The following is a 15627-nucleotide window of genomic DNA, read 5'->3' on the forward strand; positions in this document are numbered from 1 at the left end:
TTATACTGGAAATAATAAAAAGAGAACTTGTATAGAATGTAAGCGTGTGGTAATATCAAAGATGTACTGATTGACTATATTATCCAATTGGTCATTTTTGGAGGTGATGATGTGGCAATAGATCGAAAACGTTCTATTATTGAGGCTGCAACAAAGTCTTTTTCAGCGTTCGGCTATAAAGCAACAACGATGGATCAAGTAGCGAAGTTAGCGAATGTAGGGAAAGGAACGATTTATACTTTTTTCAAAAATAAAGAAGAGTTATTTGGTGAAATTATTTCTAATTTAATTACAGAAATGAAGCAAGTTGCAGAAAGTGCAATTCGTTCAGATGTTTCATTTTTTGAAAATGTACATAGAGCATTATATAGCATCTTGGAATTTAGAAAAGAACATCAGCTCATGATTAAATTAATTCAAGAAGAGCGCGATATGGGAACGAAAGAAGTACAAGAAGTGATGCAACAAGTTGATGTGGAAATCGTTTCTGTTATTCAATCGTATTTAAAAATTGCGATTGAAAAAGGTGAAATTAGCAAATGTGATCCAGAAATTACAGCATTTATTATGCTTCGTCTATATGTATCGCTTATTTTTGATTGGGAAAAAAATCACGAACCGCTAGAAAAAGAAAAAATTGCAGAGTTATTTGAACTTTATTTACTAAAAGGATTGTCAAACTAAGATAATCCTTTTAATTTTATAAAAAATGACCAAATGAACAATACGGTCATATATTTAAGTTAAGGGGGGATATAGAAAAATTATAATCATAATAAGAAAAAGTTGCATAGTAATAAATTCAGGGATAAGGCATATGTATGAACAAGTATAGCCTTTTTGTTTGGGTAAAAATGACTATATGAACATTTTGGTCATTTTATAAAAGGGGGAGAAATTATGAAAGGGAATCAGTTACTTCGGAAAGAGTTCACGGAAATTATAAAAAGTAAAAAAATATTAATTCCAATTATTGCGGTCTTATTCGTACCAATTTTATATGCAGGGATGTTTTTGTGGGCTTTTTGGGATCCGTATAAACAGTTAGATGACTTACCAGTTGCAGTAGTCAATTTAGATAAAGGCGCAGTATTTGATGGGAAACCAATTGAGGTCGGAAAAGGGCTCGTTGATAATTTAAAAGATAATAAAAGTTTTAAATGGGAGTTCGTAAGTGAAAAAGAAGCGAAGAAAGGAATGGAAGGTAGAAAGTATTACATGTTAGTGCGCATTCCAGATGACTTCTCAAGTAACGCTACAACGTTACTAAAAGACGATCCGAAGCCATTAAACTTAGAATATATTCCAAACGAAAGTTTGAACTTCTTATCTTCACAAATTGGCGGAACAGCCATTGAAAAAATTAAAGGTGAAGTAGCAAGCACGTTAACGAAAACATATGCAGAGAAAATGTTTGATTCCATTCAAGACGTCTCAAAAGGATTAGCAGATGGGGCGGAAGGAGCAAATAAACTACACGACGGATCAAGTGAGCTGCATGATGGTTCAAGTAAAGTGACGGATGGCCTTCATACACTGCAAGGGAAATCTGGGGAGATGAAGGATGGCGTTGGGAAACTATTTGATGGATCTGGGAAAGTGACAGCAGGTTTAAATACGTTAAATAGTAAAACAGGTGAGATGCAAATAGGTATCGGAAAATTAGTAGATGGATCAGGAAAAGTAACAGATGGTTTACATGTATTAAATAGCAATGCAGGTATCGGAAAATTAGTAGATGGATCAGGAAAAGTAACAGATGGTTTACATGCACTAAATAGCAATACAGGTATCGGGAAATTAGTAGATGGATCAGGAAAAGTAACGAACGGTTTAAATACGTTAAATAGTAAAACAAGTGAGATGCAAACAGGTATCGGAAAATTAGTAGATGGGTCAGGAAAAGTAACAGACGGTTTAAATACGTTAAATAACAAAACGGGTGAAATGCAAAAAGGTATTGGCGAATTGCGTAATGGATCTGAGAAAGTGACCGGTGGTTTGAACAAATTAGTAAGTAAATCCGGTGAATTAAAAACAGGAACAACTGATTTATCAAATGGTATGGAACAACTGGTTGGGGGACAAAACCAATTAGAGGTAGCTTCTCAAAAAATTGAAAAGGGTTTGCAAGATTTAAATAGTAAAGTGAAAAATTCTGCTGCAGGTTTAGAGGAAATACAGTCGAAAGGCCCTTCTATATTGAATACAGTAAATGAGAAAATAGATGGAGCTGGGGCGAATGTAAATCAGTTAAATGAACTTACGCAATCAACAGCAGGAGATGCAAAAAATGCAGCGCAAGATGTAGCGAATTTACAAAAGCAAATCGAGAGTTTACCGAAAGAATATCAAGAGCAGTTACAACCATTTATAACAAGTGCTGCAAAAAGTACAGCTACAGTTCAACAAAAATCTACCGGAGTAGCAGGTGGAACAAATAAATTAAATGAAGAAGTAAAACAATTAAAAGGCGAAATAAATCAAAAAACAAGTGATGCACAAAACAAACTACCGAATACAGCGAAATTGGACTCTTTAACAGAGGGTATTGAGAAATTAGCCAGTGCACAAAAAGGATTTGTTGAAAATTTCCAAGGGTTTGGTAAGAATTTAAATGTAGCAAAAGAAGGCGCAAATAAATTTAAAAATGAATCCGATCAATTAATTGATGCGATAAATCAATTAGCAGATGGCTCTGGTCAAGTAACAGGCGGTTTAGGTGCATTATCTGTAGGAGCAAATCAAATGGCAGGTGGTGTACATCAATTAGCAGATGGCTCAAGTCAAGTAACAGACGGTTTAGGAACATTGTCTGCAGGAGCAAACCAAATGGCAGGTGGAGTAAATCAATTAGCAGATGGCTCAAGCCAAGTAACAGGCGGTTTAGGAACATTATCTGTAGGGGTGTCCAAATTAGCAGATGGCTCCGGTCAAGTAACAGGCGGTTTAGGAACATTATCAGCAGGGGTATCCAAATTAGCAGATGGTTCAAGCCAAGTAACAGGTGGTTTAGGAACATTATCTGTAGGAGCAAATCAAATGGCAGGTGGAGTAAATCAATTAGCAGACGGCTCCGGTCAAGTAACAACAGGCTTAGGCACATTATCAACTGGCTCAACCCAGCTAATCGATGGCGTTAATAAACTAGCAGACGGATCAGGAAAAGTAACGGATGGTCTCGTAAAAGTAAACGATGGTTCAGGTGAACTTGCTGAGAAACTTGGCGAAGGAGCAGAAAAAACTGGTGAAGTAAAAGGGACGGATAAAACGTATGATATGTTTGCAAGTCCTGTAAAAGTGAAGACGGAAAAAATAGCGGAAGTTCCAAACTATGGAACTGGATTTACACCATATTTCTTATCACTTGGTTTATTCGTTGGGGCATTACTACTATCTATCGTATACCCATTACGCGATACAGTCGGTGTTCCAAAATCAGGGTTTAGCTGGTTTATTAGTAAGTTCGGTGTTTTACTATCCGTCGGTATTATTCAAGCGATAGTAGCAGATGTTATATTACTGTTCGGATTAGGTGTAGAAGTACAAAGTATTCCGTACTTCATACTCTTTAGCATCGTTACAAGCTTAGCATTTATCGCATTAATTCAATGTTTAGTAACAGCATTCGGTGATGCAGGCCGTTTTATCGCCATCATCACATTAATTATGCAGCTTACAACAAGTGCCGGAACATTCCCACTAGAATTGATTCCGAAGTTTTTACAACCATTCAATGCTTGGTTACCGATGACATACTCTGTATCAGGATTGAAAGCAGTCGTATCGAGTGGAGACTTTGACTTCATGTGGAAAAACATAGGAATGCTCATGATCTTTATCGTTGTATTATCACTTGGAACAATCGCTTCCTTAACTTTGATGCACAAACGACAATTTAAAAATGTTGCTGAAAATCAATCGGTTGAAGCATAGATAAAAGCACCTTTTTGGTGCTTTTTTATTTTAATAGAGGGCATCTTTTCCGTAGTTCATCTATAAATCTTTCTAAAAGCTATAGAAACGAAAGAAAAGGAATTACAACAATTTACAGAGAAACATAGGGTAGAGGAGTTGATATGATGAAAGGCAATCTTACTTATTATTTTATCGTAAATCCGCTAATAATCTTTCTTGTTTATGCCCTTTCACCTATATTGTTTGATAAAGAAGTATATACAAGTATGAAAGATGCATTTGGAATACTTACGTTCTACTATGTGTTAATGGGTGGATATTACTTTATTGATATTTTAAGTGAAAAGATAAAGAAAAAAAGTGATAGAGGATAAAAAATGACTGAAAGTGAAATGAAATTCCGCGATACGACCATTCGTAACTTTTTCGATAAAGAGGATCGTTTAAAATCGATTCCAGGTCAAAAGAAGAAAAAACTAGTATTGTTAGAGCATTTAATTAGCAAGTTAGATGCTGGAAATCAATATACAGAAAAAGAAATTAATACATTTATAAAACAATATCATGATGATTTTTGTACAATTAGACGTGAATTTATTGTACATAGGTTTATGGATAGAGAGGATAATATGTACCGTATAAACGGGAGAGAAGTTTGGACGAAGTGGGAGGAGTTAAAATAATGAATCAGCGAGGGGATCCCCGCTGATTATAAGCCTGTGCTAGTCTTGCTGTTTCTTTGTAGTAAGTCTATGAACGCTTCAACATTCGAACTTGTAATGTATCCAAGCGTTATATATTCATCTTCATAGTAAAATATTATTTTTTTGTCAAAGATTCTTCTCTTCGTTTCTATGGATAGAATTTTTTCATAATCAAATTCGGCAATGAATGTGTTTTTATATTGGCTAAAAAAGAGAAGTCTTTTATTAGTAGCAAGTAACATGCCAGGATATGGGACTTTATGCGTAATCATATAGCCAGTAAGTGAACATTTTAAAGTAGATAAAATCTTTTCTTCTTTATGTAATAGTTGTTTTGCAGCTGTTAAGATTGGATTCATTGCATACATTCCTTTTATTTTGATGTATGAATATTGTATCAAGAGTAAAAAGATTCTCAATATGCAATATTGCATATTGGACGTTTTATAGTTGTAATATTATTTTTAAAAAGAAAAAGTACGAGGTGATTCAATGATACGGTTAGTAAAAGAGACTGATGCAGAAGCAATTATGAATATTAGAAAAGAAATTATATTATCGGAAAATACTACAAAGTTTTTCATAGTATCTCCAAAGAAATTACCGAATGATATTGATGCAGAAAGAGAAAAGATACGGAAAAGTAATGAGAAAGGTAATCTTTATATTGTGTATGAAGTAGATTATAAGGTGGTAGGCTTTTTACTTTTCAACCGATATGAACTAGAACGGTTACAACACGCAGGCACAATGGGAATGGGGATTAAAGAGGCGTATTGTAATCAAGGCATCGGCACGAAATTAATTGAATTTCTTATTAGTTGGGCTAAAGGGCAGAAAGGTTTAGAGAAAATTTGCTTAGGTGTAGTTTCTGTTAATGATCGGGCAATTAAAGTGTACAAACGTATGGGTTTTGTAGAAGAAGGAAGACAACGAAAGCAAATTAAATATGAAGATGGATCATATGGAGATGACGTATTGATGGGGTTTTATATTGAATAAAGGATATATGGTATTAAGAAAAGGAATGTACATAACGTAAATTTCTAAAAGCAGTATATTGCCCATGCATTAACAGACTTTTACCTATGTATAATATTAATATAGTAAAATCATAACAACCGATATTGCAGTTTCCAATAATATACTATATAATCAATTTAAGAAAACGTTTTCATGCAAAGGGGGAGAATTTCGTGTCGACTATAGAGGACGTGGCGAAATTAGCAGGGTTATCAAGGACAACGGTTTCTAGGGTGATTAATAATCATCCATATGTTTCAGATGAGAAGAAAAAAAGGGTTCAATTAGCAATGAAGCATTTAGGCTTCGTTCCTAATTCTGCGGCGAGAAGGCTTCGTAAACAAAAAACGGAAACAATTGCGGTGCTAGTTCCAAGGATTACAAATCCTTTCTTCAGTAGATTTATTGAAGCAATCGAGATTGCTGCTTCTGAACATAAATATAAACTGATTATTTGTCAAACAAGATATTTACCGGAAAAAGAGATGGAGTATTTACAATTATTATCTACGAAACAAGTAGATGGGATTATTCTATGTTCACTAGAAAATCCGTGGGAAGATGTAGAGCCATACTTACAGCACGGTCCAATCGTGTTGTGTAATGAATATATTGAGGAAGCAAATATTCCAACAGTGAAGTTTGATCATGCGCAAGGAGCATACATAGCTGCGAAGCATGTGTTAGATCAAGGATATCGTAATCTTATTTTTTGCCGTGGTAACGAAACCAAAGTCGTTAGCCAGCAGCGAAAAATGGGCTTTTTACGTGCAATAACTGAGAAGAGCCGCCAAGTAGAAGCGATTGACTTTCTTGAAAACGCTTTCTCTTGGGAAGATGGAAAACGAATATTCCATGAAGTATTAAAGGACAAAAAAAATCCTACCGCGATTTTGGCAGGAGGCGATGAGGTAGCAGCTGGAATTATCTCAGAGGCGAAACGCCATAACTGGAGCATTCCAGATGATCTTGCTGTTATCGGTTTTGATAATCAAATATTATCGCAGATTACAGAACCAGGTATTACGACAATTGAACAGCCAATTGATGAAATGGCCCGAAAAGTTGTCGACCTAATGATGGATAAAATCCATACGAAAAATTATCGAAAAAAAGAATTGTATGAGTTTGAACTGGAGCTCTTGGTGAAAGGTTCAACGATGAAGGATAAGATGTTATTAGCCTAGTAGACTATGTCTGCTAGGTTTTTTTATGTTCACAAACTACTATTCTTCGTGAACGCAATCGTCACATTTGTTATGGTATGCTTCGTGCTGCTCATCAATTTCTTTCCCGCAGTGTGCGCAAGTTTTCGTCGGTAAATTTCTGAAAAACTCCATTGGTTGATCGATCATGTCAATCCCTCCATTTCCATTTCTTACTATCATTGTATTAGTACAAAAAATAAAAGTCAACAACTGTTTTATAACAAAATTGAAAATTAATGAAAAAGTTTAGGAAATGGATTATAGTTAACAATGTAGGATGTAAGTAAAACATGCATTTCTACTCGGTTTTAGAAAGGATGGATACATATGAAAATGACTGTTGTCGGCTTTTGGGGCGGCTTTCCAGAAGCGGGAGAAGCAACGTCGGGGTATTTGTTTGAACACGATGGTTTTCGTTTACTTGTAGACTGTGGTAGTGGTGTACTAGCACAGCTTCAAAAATATATAACACCATCTCATATAGATGCAGTTGTACTGTCACACTATCATCATGATCATGTTGCGGATATCGGGGTATTGCAATATGCGAGATTAATTATGAGCGGGGCGAAGGGGCAACTACCGGAATTACCAATATACGGCCATACCTTTGACGAGAATGGATTCCATTCTTTAACGCATGAACCACATACGAAAGGAATCGCGTACAATCCAGAAGAAACACTTCAAGTTGGACCGTTCTCGATTTCGTTCTTAAAAACTGTTCATCCTGTTACATGCTTTGCGATGCGTATTACAGCTGGAGATGATGCTGTAGTATACAGCGCTGATTCAAGTTATATTCCTGAATTCATTCCATTCACGAAAGGTGCTGATCTTTTCATTTGTGAGTGTAATATGTATGCACATCAAGAGGCTGCAAAAGCAGGGCATATGAATAGTACAGAAGTAGCAAGTATTGCGAAAGATGCAAATGTAAAAGAACTTTTATTAACGCACTTACCGCATACAGGCAACCCAGCTGATTTAGTAACAGAAGCAAAACAAATTTTCAGTGGCCATATTACGCTAGCGCATAGTGGCTACGTATGGAACTCATGAGGTGATACGATGTTATTTATTGATAATAAAGGAATTACAGACCCTAGAATAAACTTAGCAATTGAAGAATATTGTGTGAAGAATTTAGATATTAACGAAACATATTTACTGTTTTACATTAATGAGCCTTCGATAATCATTGGTAAAAACCAAAACACAGTAGAAGAAATTAATGCAGATTACGTAAAAGAAAAAGGTATTCATGTCGTTCGTCGTCTATCAGGTGGAGGCGCAGTATATCATGATTTAGGAAACTTAAACTTCAGTTTTATTACGAAAGATGATGGAGACAGTTTCAGCAACTTCAAAAAATTTACAGAACCTGTAACGAAAGCGCTTAGTAAATTAGGCGTAAATGCAGAACTAAGTGGTCGTAACGACATTTTAGCTGAAGGTAGAAAAATTTCAGGTAACGCACAGTTCGCAACGAAAGGTCGTATGTTCAGCCACGGTACGTTACTATTTGACTCTGAAATCGATCACGTCGTATCAGCGTTAAAAGTAAAAATGGATAAGATTCAATCAAAAGGAATTAAGTCAATCCGTAGCCGCGTTGCGAACATTACAGAGTTCCTAAACGAAGAAATGACGACAGAAGAGTTTAGACAACTTCTTCTAGAAACAATTTTCGAAGGAGAAACAGAAATCCCAACGTATGAATTAACAGAAGAGGATTGGAAAGCAATCCATAAACTTTCTGAAGAACGTTACCAAAATTGGGATTGGAACTACGGAAAATCACCGAAGTTCAACTTACAACATTCACACCGCTTCCCAGTTGGACAAGTTGACGTTCGTCTTGAAGTGAAAAAAGGAACAGTAACAGAATGCAAAATTTACGGCGACTTCTTCGGTTCACTAGATGTTCATGATATCGAAGAGCGTCTAACAGGCGTTCAGTTCGATAAAGATGCATTCACTGCAGCTTTAGAAGGCGTAGATATCGCACGCTACTTCGGTAACATTACAACAGAAGATTTCTTACATTTATTCTTCTAAAAATGAGGGAGGCTTCCATAACGGGCAGCCTCTTTCTTTTTTGCGTAGATTGTCAGGTTTTGTCGGTAAGTCGATATAACTGAAAAATCGCTGATATAAATTGAGTTGCGCTGATATATTTGGAAAATCGCCGATATAAACCGAGTTGCGCTGATATAACTGAAAAATCGCTCATATAATTTCATTTACCACAAAACATAAAATCACAGGACATTTGCCCCTCGTAAAGGAATATATATATTCAAAAGGAGGCGGATCGAAATGAAAAGGGTAATGTACGTTGTATTATTACTCAGCTTAGTTATCGGAATGACAGCGTGTAGCAGTGGATCGCCCTCAAGTCGTACAATTTTGTCTATCGGAAAACCAGCGGAGATAATGTCATATATTTTACGCATACAGATAACAAACGAAAGATACATGATATACAAGACATGTTTCAAAATAAGAAGTGGAAAAGAAATGAAACATTCAGCACTGTTAATAAAACATCAGATGTCGTCTTATCAATAGATGAAGACAATATAGGGTTACCGGCATTATATGTTACAGTTTATTTTCATGAAGATGGAGCGGATGCTCTTAACTTGCACGGAGAGCATACGACGTTAAATAAAGAGGAACTTAATAAACTTAGAGAAAAGATGAATGCATATTATCCTAAAATGATTTCTGGTCTAGTTTCATAAATTACTTGCGAACAAAATTCCCTTATCTTTCCAAAGTAAACTAAGAGAAGGTGATCTGTCTATATGCAGTTAATAGAATATCACTTGCTACTTTAATTTTCTTTTAATATAATTAATTTAGAATTTTTAAATATTCTAAATTTTATAAAGGTGGGGTTTTTGTGAATCTCGTTCAATCTTTGGCTGAAACGGCAAAAAAGAAGGGGGAAAAACCGGCTTATATATTTATGGATCAGTCGGTCTCATATGACCAATTAAACAAAATGGTCACAAGGTTTTCTAGCAATTTAGCAGAAATGGGCATTGGAAAAGGGGACAATGTCGCATTAGTTGTTGGGAACTCACCACATTTTTTGGTCGGTTTATACGGAACAATGAAAGCCGGAGCAACTGTTATTCCAGTTAATCCAATTTATACAGCAGACGAAATGCATTATATTTTACAAAATGGAGATGTAAAAACAATCATCGTACTCGACGTCCTTCTACCTGTTATACAATCTCTTACAACAAGACTTCCTTCATTAGAAAACATCATCATATGTGAAACCTCATCAGATTTTAACCATACAGAAACCGAAAAAATGAAAACGTTTACTAGTTTTGTGGGGACTGGAGATACAACTTACGAAGGTCCTGAACTAGATGAAGAAGATGTAGCGGTTATTCTATACACTTCGGGCACAACTGGAAAACCGAAAGGCGCTATGTTAACACATAAAAATTTATATAGTAATGCGAACGATGTGGCGTCGTATTTACAATATACGGCTAATGACCGCGTTGTTGCGGCACTGCCTATGTTCCATGTATTCTGTTTAACAGTTGCGGTAAATGCACCGATTGTGAACGGGGCAACGATTTTAATGTTACCGAAATTTAGTCCGAAAGAAGTATTCCGTATTTGTCGCACGTACGAACCAACGATCTTTGCTGGCGTACCGACAATGTACAATTATTTATATTTATTTGAAGAAGCAAGCGCAGAAGATGTGAAGACGCTTCGTCTTTGTATTTCCGGTGGTGCATCGATGCCTGTTGCTCTTCTGCAAAACTTTGAAAAACGTTTTAACGTTATTGTTTCAGAAGGATACGGTTTATCAGAAGCATCACCAGTTACTTGTTTCAATCCGCTAGATCGTCCTCGTAAACCAGGATCAATTGGCACAAATATTTGGCATGTAGAAAATAAAATTGTAAATGAACTTGGGGAAGAAGTACCTGTCGGCGCAGTCGGCGAATTAATCGTTCGCGGACCTAATGTTATGAAAGGATACTATAATGCACCAGAAGATACAGCTGCGACATTGAAAGACGGCTGGCTATATACAGGTGACTTGGCGAAAATGGATGAAGAAGGTTACTTCTATATCGTGGATCGTAAAAAAGATATCGTCTTAGTTGGCGGTTATAACGTATACCCTCGTGAAGTAGAAGAAGTATTATATACGCACGAATCAGTAGCGGAAGTTGTCGTAATCGGTGTTCCTGATGAAAACTTAGGAGAAGCTGTGCGAGCGTACGTCGTTTTGAAGCAAGCAAACGTAACAGAAGAAGAACTAATGCATTACTGTACGTTACATTTAGCGAAATATAAAGTGCCGAAAAGCATTGAGTTTTTAATAGAATTACCGAAGAATACGACTGGTAAGTTGTTAAGAAGAGCATTGAGAGAGAAAGCGATGCAAGTATAAAAATAGGGGCAACCATCTTTATGAAGGTGGTTGCCTTTGTATTTTTTAGAATCGGTTAAGCTATAACCCCATATATTTAAACCGTAATATGACTAATAAGGAGGAGATATAAGTGGAGCAGAAGGAATTACGTTTGCGGCGAGTGCAATACCTTATTTGTGACATTATGGATGAAATGAACGCGGAAAGTGAGAAGAAAAACTTAGAAATACTGCAGCAAGTCATTGATCAACTTTCAGGTGCGATAGGTGATTTAGTTGATCCATCAAGCTCGTATTCTATCGATTATTTGGAAAGAAAAGTGCACACGGCTCATTATTTATTATTTAAAAATGAGCGGAAAGCGTATTTGTGTAGGAAATGATATTTTTTATTGATAATTATTATCAATAAAGGGATTGTGTTGCGTATATTCATATAGAAGCAGCTGATACATACGATGTTAATTTTAAAACTTATAAAGAGCAAACAAATGAAAATATAAAACTACTAAAAAATGTGCTGCTTAAAAAATTATTGGGGTGCGAAGTATGTTAATAGTTTAATTCAAGAAAATATTTCAATTGGAGCAGATAAGGGCTGGGTTCCAGATGAAGAGGTAAGCCGCGCGGAAGCAGTACAATAACATAATATATTTTATCAGTAGATATTCAGTCGGGGGGATAAGGATGATTGTGTTACGAAAAAATGAATATTATATATTTTTACCTAAAAGAAATGAAAAGTTTGCTGTTCACATAAAAAACCGAACCACCATCTAAATAGCGGTTCGGTTTTTTTATTTTTTCTCTACTAATTTCTTATTCTTCCAATCTAGTGTGAACAATTTATTAAATGTTTTTTGATCAACGTCTTTTACGTTGTTTCCAACCCAGTTTGCAGTTCCGAATGTGAAGCCTGGACGAAGTTGGTAGTCATCGGCGTGTTTTGTATAAGCGACTTGTAAGTTAGATTGATCTGTATTTTTTTCAGAGATAACAACAGCAATCATACCAGGAGAGAAACCGCTATTTGTTAATGCTGGAAGTTGATCCATCGGTATTAAATTACCTTTTGCATCAGATTCATATAGGTATGTGCGAGAGTACATGAACAGTTGGTTTCCATATAAAGAATGATAGGAGTCACGTGTGTAAATACCCCAGTTTTGATTGTTATATCCGTTAAAGAATACGTTCCACTTTACGTTTTTGTTCGTTTGGTCAATTAAATTTGTTTTATAACTAGTTTGTTTATAGCTTACAGAGTCAGACCAAGTGACTTGACCAGTTGCACCAGCTTCACCGCTAGGGCCATTAGGCGTTACAGAAGCTTTAACAGAGCCACCAAGTTGATAAGATACGCTAGATGTTACAGTCGTTTCTTCTACAGCATTTGTAGGTGCTACGTTAAAGAAACGAGCGCTGTTATCTTGAAGGTTAAATGCAACATCATATTGTGAAGGATAACGTAATGTTGCACTAGCGCCAGGGATTGGGTAGTTATCAATAGGTGCATCACTTATAGTAGGATTTGCTTTTAGAAAACTACCAGTTGTATTAATAACGGCAATCTGTTTATCAGCGCTTGGGTCATCGATAAAAGTTACCTTTAAAGACATTGTCATATTATCAGCTTGATCATTATTAAATGTATTATAGCTCGTATGTGTTTTTGCATTTTGTCCGATATCTGTTACAACTTGCGATGTTGTTTGAGCATAAGCAGCAGGTGTTGAAAGAGTTACAGCGCTACTAGCAAAAACAGCGGATAATGCTAAATATTTTAAGTATGTTTTAGAACGTTTCATACAATCACTTCCTTTTATCTTTGTCGATATATGTCGTATTACATTTATATCGTAACATGAAAATAAAACGGAATGGATGGTTATGCATAATTGCATAGATGAGTTTTGAAGGATAAAGATAATAGAATTTTATCCAACACTTAAGACTCAAAAATGTCCATTACAGCCGTTCTTAAAAATTTTAAGACAATATGTTTATCAATGTTCTTATTCTGAAGATTGAAGTGCTTAATATTTACGTTATAAGTGCATAACAAGATATAATAGAAGAAATCAAGAAGGAGGCTGGCTGTGAAAAATCTTCGTTATTTTAATATATTCACTATTTTAATTGTATACACACTACTCATGTTTTACATCGGCTGGAACGGTTGGGTTTGGCTTCATGCGGTGTTTGGCTGGGAATCTTGGGGATATTATGCTTTTATAGTTGCATTTATTTCATATGCGTACATTCTCGTGCAAGTGTTTAAGTTTTTGCCATTTCTGCGAACGATAGGTTCGATTTGGTTTGCGGTTATTCAATATGCGCTTATGCTGTTGCCATTAGCTAATATTATGGTCTTTCTTTTACAGTTTTCAGTAGAGAAAGAAGCGGCAATTATTTGGACAGGGGCGGCTGTGATAGCTGCATTTATCTTTATCTTTGCGTATGGAGTATTTAATGCGTATAGTCCGGTAGTAAGAAAGTACGAGGTGCACATACCGAAAAAGGTAGAGGGGCGTAAAAGTTTATGCATTGCGATGGCTTCTGATATGCATTTCGGTAAACTGTCTGGCGTTTCGCATTTAAAAAGACTTGTTCGTCATGTAAATGAGATGGAACCTGATATTATTTTACTGCCAGGTGATATTATCGATGATCATCCAGGTGTGTTCATTCAAAAGAATATGGGACCAATCATGAAACAAATGAAAGCACCATTAGGCGTATATGGCGTATTAGGAAACCATGAATACTACGGTAGAGCGGTTCCAGAGTTTTTACAAGAGATGGATAAGATTGATATTCGTATTCTTTTAGATGAAGTAATTACAATTGAAGGTGACTTTTATCTCGTTGGAAGAAGAGATAAAACAGAGCGAGATCGCCAAAGCTTTGAACAATTAATGAGTACGGTAGATAAATCGATGCCTGTTATCGCAATGGATCACCAGCCATTTGAGTTGAAACAAGCAGCGGAGGCGGGTGTTGATTTACTATTATCAGGTCACACGCACCGCGGACAAATGGCGCCGAATCATATTGTAACGAGAAGAATGTACGAATTAGACTGGGGATACGCACAAAAAGGTGCATTCCACGCGATTGTTTCTTCTGGATTTGGGTTTTGGGGACCACCGCTTAGACTTGGTAGTAGGTCGGAGATTGTGCAGGTAGAAGTTACATTTGAATAGGGGTTATGAAATAGAGAGCTGATGGCTCTCTATTTTTTTTAATAAAAACAAATAACAATAAATATTTATGTTGGTGCTAATTTCATAAAAGAGATACGATTATAAGACTCGATTAAAATAAAGGGGGATTGTAAGTGATCATATCAGATGTACTATACGGAGAATTTGAAGTGGATCAAGTAGTAGAAGAATTAATTTCAAGTAAGTCTATGCAAAGACTAAAGGGAATTCATCAAGCAGGCGCAAGTTACTTAATGAACGAGAAATGGAATGTAACGCGCTTTGATCATTCAGTTGGTGTTATGTTGTTAGTGAAAAAACTTGGTGGTTCAGTAGAAGAACAAATTGCAGGTTTACTGCATGACGTATCACATACTGCTTTTTCTCATGTGATTGATTATGTTTTTGATAATATAAATGAAAGTTATCATGAAGAGATATTTAGCTCCGTTGTGAAAAACTCAGAAATTCCAGTGATTCTTTCAAAGCATGGTTATAACTATAAAGATATTTTGTTAGATGATTCGAAATGGACGTTACTCGAAAGGTCAGCACCAGAATTATGCGCAGACAGAGTTGATTATACGTTACGAGATATGTATACATATGGGTATGTTTCTTTAGAAGAAGTTCACAGTTTTTTAGAGGATGTCATTGCTGTAGATGGGAAAATGGTCCTTCAAAATATCGAAATAGCTGAATGGTTTGCAGAAACGTATTACAAAGAAGTAATCGATTTCTTTATGCAACCAATGAATATTTACGGAAATGATACGTTAGCAAAAACGCTAAAGTTAGCTCTACACAAAAAGGTTATTCATGCAGATGATTTTCTTCTTGAAGATGATGAGCTAATTTCGAAATTGCAGCAATGTACTGATTCAGAAGTACATGCTTTATTAAGAAAAGTTCATCCGAATGTAAAAGTAAAAGAAGATAGAAACGATTATGATTTGTATCAGAAAAATAAAGTCCGTCTCATTGATTCTCCATTATTTCGTGAAGGTGAAGTTGTTCCATCGTCTGTTGTGTCGGAAAAAATAAGACAGATGAGCGAGGTCGCTTATGAAAAAGCGGTGAGAGGGATGTATGTGAAAGTGATTTCGGATTAAAAAGGAGAGCATATCTTTGCTCTCCTTTTCC

The 15627-nt window shown here is 35.8% G+C and carries 15 protein-coding genes and 2 pseudogenes; 13 read left to right on the forward strand and 4 right to left on the reverse strand.

Annotated features, from left to right (window positions below):
* Positions 1 to 111 precede the first annotated feature (111 nt).
* The 4 genes from NST86_RS05715 (at position 112) to NST86_RS05730 (ending at position 4601) form a co-directional block, all read left to right on the forward strand.
* Positions 112 to 684, forward strand: coding sequence for a TetR/AcrR family transcriptional regulator (locus NST86_RS05715; RefSeq protein WP_000963381.1), 573 nt, complete (start codon positions 112 to 114; stop codon positions 682 to 684).
* A gap of 216 nt (positions 685 to 900) precedes the next feature.
* Positions 901 to 3936 (forward strand): YhgE/Pip family protein, encoded by a 3036-nt coding sequence (locus tag NST86_RS05720; protein ID WP_340933329.1) that lies wholly within the window; start codon positions 901 to 903, stop codon positions 3934 to 3936.
* Between the two features lie 143 nt (positions 3937 to 4079).
* Positions 4080 to 4292: a hypothetical protein gene (locus NST86_RS05725; protein WP_016117390.1), complete on the forward strand. Its 213-nt coding sequence runs from the start codon at positions 4080 to 4082 to the stop codon at positions 4290 to 4292.
* Between the two features lie 3 nt (positions 4293 to 4295).
* Positions 4296 to 4601, forward strand: a complete 306-nt coding sequence (locus tag NST86_RS05730) for a DUF2087 domain-containing protein (RefSeq protein ID WP_000140286.1) — start codon at positions 4296 to 4298, stop codon at positions 4599 to 4601.
* A gap of 26 nt (positions 4602 to 4627) precedes the next feature.
* On the opposite strand, the gene NST86_RS05735 is transcribed toward NST86_RS05730, so the two are convergent.
* Positions 4628 to 4981 (reverse strand): PH domain-containing protein, encoded by a 354-nt coding sequence (locus NST86_RS05735; RefSeq protein ID WP_001068217.1) that lies wholly within the window; start codon positions 4979 to 4981, stop codon positions 4628 to 4630.
* 133 nt (positions 4982 to 5114) lie between these two features.
* Here NST86_RS05735 and NST86_RS05740 point away from each other — a divergent pair, with 133 nt between their 5' ends.
* On the forward strand, positions 5115 to 5624 hold the full coding sequence (locus NST86_RS05740; protein ID WP_144597554.1) for a GNAT family N-acetyltransferase: 510 nt from the start codon (positions 5115 to 5117) through the stop codon (positions 5622 to 5624).
* A 194-nt stretch (positions 5625 to 5818) separates the two neighbouring features.
* Positions 5819 to 6832, forward strand: coding sequence for a LacI family DNA-binding transcriptional regulator (locus NST86_RS05745; protein ID WP_000103715.1), 1014 nt, complete (start codon positions 5819 to 5821; stop codon positions 6830 to 6832).
* Positions 6833 to 6871: 39 nt separating this feature from the next.
* On the opposite strand, the gene yhfH is transcribed toward NST86_RS05745, so the two are convergent.
* Positions 6872 to 7000 (reverse strand): protein YhfH, encoded by a 129-nt coding sequence (gene yhfH / locus NST86_RS05750; RefSeq protein WP_000567010.1) that lies wholly within the window; start codon positions 6998 to 7000, stop codon positions 6872 to 6874.
* A gap of 180 nt (positions 7001 to 7180) precedes the next feature.
* Between yhfH and NST86_RS05755 the strand changes: the two genes are divergently transcribed.
* From NST86_RS05755 to NST86_RS05775, 5 genes and pseudogenes are all read left to right on the forward strand, one after another.
* Positions 7181 to 7915 (forward strand): MBL fold metallo-hydrolase, encoded by a 735-nt coding sequence (locus NST86_RS05755; protein WP_098518964.1) that lies wholly within the window; start codon positions 7181 to 7183, stop codon positions 7913 to 7915.
* 9 nt (positions 7916 to 7924) lie between these two features.
* Positions 7925 to 8914: a lipoate--protein ligase gene (locus NST86_RS05760; protein ID WP_000897275.1), complete on the forward strand. Its 990-nt coding sequence runs from the start codon at positions 7925 to 7927 to the stop codon at positions 8912 to 8914.
* 261 nt (positions 8915 to 9175) lie between these two features.
* Positions 9176 to 9603 (forward strand): annotated as a pseudogene (locus NST86_RS05765) (hypothetical protein).
* Between the two features lie 161 nt (positions 9604 to 9764).
* Positions 9765 to 11297, forward strand: a complete 1533-nt coding sequence (locus NST86_RS05770; protein ID WP_016117393.1) for a fatty acid--CoA ligase family protein — start codon at positions 9765 to 9767, stop codon at positions 11295 to 11297.
* A 112-nt stretch (positions 11298 to 11409) separates the two neighbouring features.
* A complete protein-coding gene (locus NST86_RS05775) occupies positions 11410 to 11661 on the forward strand; it encodes a hypothetical protein (protein ID WP_061664466.1) in 252 nt (83 codons plus the stop codon).
* A gap of 414 nt (positions 11662 to 12075) precedes the next feature.
* On the opposite strand, the gene cytK2 is transcribed toward NST86_RS05775, so the two are convergent.
* Both cytK2 and NST86_RS05790 read right to left on the reverse strand, forming a co-directional pair.
* Positions 12076 to 13086: a beta-channel forming cytolysin CytK2 gene (cytK2, locus tag NST86_RS05785; protein WP_227593273.1), complete on the reverse strand. Its 1011-nt coding sequence runs from the start codon at positions 13084 to 13086 to the stop codon at positions 12076 to 12078.
* Positions 13087 to 13229: 143 nt separating this feature from the next.
* Positions 13230 to 13343: pseudogene (locus tag NST86_RS05790) on the reverse strand (TetR family transcriptional regulator); the annotation flags it as partial.
* Positions 13344 to 13377: 34 nt separating this feature from the next.
* Here NST86_RS05790 and NST86_RS05795 point away from each other — a divergent pair.
* Positions 13378 to 14484, forward strand: a complete 1107-nt coding sequence (locus NST86_RS05795) for a metallophosphoesterase (RefSeq protein WP_227593272.1) — start codon at positions 13378 to 13380, stop codon at positions 14482 to 14484.
* Positions 14485 to 14618: 134 nt separating this feature from the next.
* Positions 14619 to 15596: an HD domain-containing protein gene (locus NST86_RS05800; protein WP_000587062.1), complete on the forward strand. Its 978-nt coding sequence runs from the start codon at positions 14619 to 14621 to the stop codon at positions 15594 to 15596.
* Positions 15597 to 15627: the final 31 nt, after the last annotated feature.

This window comes from Bacillus sp. FSL L8-0199 (assembly GCF_038005705.1).
GTDB classification, from domain to species: Bacteria; Bacillota; Bacilli; order Bacillales; family Bacillaceae_G; genus Bacillus_A; species Bacillus_A cereus.